The sequence below is a fragment of the Thermogutta sp. genome, assembly GCF_039793925.1.
Lineage (GTDB): Bacteria > Planctomycetota > Planctomycetia > Pirellulales > Thermoguttaceae > Thermogutta.
The window spans coordinates 1-1918 of the sequence record NZ_JBAMME010000378.1 but is presented as its reverse complement, the minus strand read 5'-3'; the positions used below and the strand labels follow the sequence as shown (position 1 = coordinate 1918).

1 protein-coding gene and 1 riboswitch are annotated in these 1918 nt (G+C 54.4%); the gene reads left to right on the top strand.

Annotation, left to right across the window (positions count from 1 at the left end):
* The first annotated feature begins 420 nt into the window (after positions 1-420).
* Positions 421-1635 (top strand): IS110 family transposase, encoded by a 1215-nt coding sequence (locus ABJK56_RS20620; RefSeq protein ID WP_347246575.1) that lies wholly within the window; start codon positions 421-423, stop codon positions 1633-1635.
* Positions 1636-1876: 241 nt separating this feature from the next.
* Positions 1877-1918: riboswitch (cyclic di-GMP riboswitch) on the top strand. This riboswitch is flagged as partial in the annotation.

The following is a 1918-nucleotide window of genomic DNA, read 5'->3' as shown; positions in this document are numbered from 1 at the left end:
GAAGTAGATACGCACGTGATATTTGACGTATTTATGGGGATGCACAGCTGGGAAGCTATCTGTTGGTAGACCCCCATGCCGCAAGCGGCACCAGCAGGGGATGAAAATGGCCGGGGCCGGGACAACACCCGGCCAGGACACACTTATTTTCAGGGTAGACCCCCATGCCGCAAGCGGCACCAGCAGATGATGAAAACGAGGCTATAGTGTTGTACAATATTCCCATAATCGGCGGCTGGCAACAAGAGGTCGGATTTCCTTGGTGCTTCGCGCCCGTAGGGTAGACTGACCTGGAGAGCCTGGTGCACCACAGATTGTCGCTCCCTTTTGGGGAAGCACGCAGGGTAGATTGGCCCGTTAGAGGCTTTCGCACCAGCCGCTGTCCACAAACGCCAGCCCGAGAAAGTGGGGTTTGTTGACATGCAAGTTGTTTACGAGCGCTGCTGCGGTTTAGACGTTCACAAAAAGTCGGTGGTGGCCTGTGCAATTACCCCGGAAGGGAAAGAAATCAAGACTTTCGGGACGACCACAAAAGAAATCTTGGCTCTTCTGGACTGGGTTAGTGCCAAAGGCTGTACGCACGTGGCCATGGAGAGCACGGGGGTGTACTGGAAACCGATCTACAACTTGCTGGAGCAAGCGGAAATCACTGCTTTAGTAGTCAATGCCGCTCATATTAAGGCGGTACCCGGACGCAAGACTGATGTTAAGGACGCCGAATGGATCGCTGATCTTTTGCGTCACGGCCTGCTGCAAGGCAGCTATATTCCTGGCCGCCCGCAACGGGAACTGCGGGAACTGGTGCGCTACCGTCAGAGCCTGGTTGGCGAACGTGCAAGAGAGGTCCAACGGATCCAAAAGGTTTTGGAAGGCGCCAACATCAAACTCAGTTCGGTGGCCAGCGATGTCCTGGGCGTTTCCGGAAGGGCGATGCTGGAGGCCATCGTGAACGGGATCGATCATCCGGAGACCCTGGCGAATATGGCCAAGGGGCGGCTGAAGAAGAAGCACGAGGAGCTGGTTGACTCCTTGCAGGGGCTGCTCAGTGACCACCAGCGAATGATGCTGGAGCTGCAGCTTCGTCATATTGACTCTTTAGACGAGGCAATTGCCCGGTTGAACAAAGAGATCGAGGATCGGTTGCGCCCTTTTAAAGGCGAGATCGAGCTGCTCGATACGATTCCGGGGGTTGGGCGGCAAGCCGCCGAGGAGATCATCGCCGAAATAGGGGTGGACATGAGCCGGTTTCCGTCCAGCGCACACCTGGCTTCCTGGGCGGGAATGGCACCTGGCAACAATGAAAGTGCCGGGAAACGAAAGTCCGGGCGGACCCGCAAAGGCAATAAATCGCTGCGGACGACCCTCACGGAAGCAGCCCGGGCGGCTGCCCACACCAAGGACACCTATTTATCTGCTCAGTACCACCGGATTGCCTCCCGACGCGGAGCAAATCGGGCCGCAGTTGCTGTTGGTCATAGTATTCTGGTCAGCGCTTACCACATTTTAAAAACGGGTAAACCTTACCAGGAGTTGGGTGCCAATTATTTTGATCAGCGCCGCAAAAAGATAGTTGTCAACAATATGATCAAACGCCTGAACAGCTTAGGTTTTAAAGTAACGATCGAAGCTGCTTAAGTTTCAGTTTTTCGCTTGCTCCGTTTTAACTTTTTTAGACCAACCCGCTTCAAAAAAAGCGGTTTTGAGGTCTTTGGTGAGTGTTGTCTTCCAGCGAACATATGTTTTCAGGGTAGGAAAGGAGGCGATGGTAAGAAGGGAGCACGATGAACCCGTAGCCTTGCTGAGGGCGGCACTGGCCGTGGGATTTTTTCCTCCTGCCAGTTCCCCCAACCTGAGGAGCACAATTTAGCGACGTTTCTTCCATCAAGGGCAAACCTGTCGAAAGGCAGGGACGCAAAGC

Bases quoted from the DNA above. Each gene is read 5' to 3' on its own strand.
- ABJK56_RS20620 (WP_347246575.1), top strand. From the start codon at position 421: ATGCAAGTTGTTTACGAGCGCTGCTGCGGTTTAGACGTTCACAAAAAG.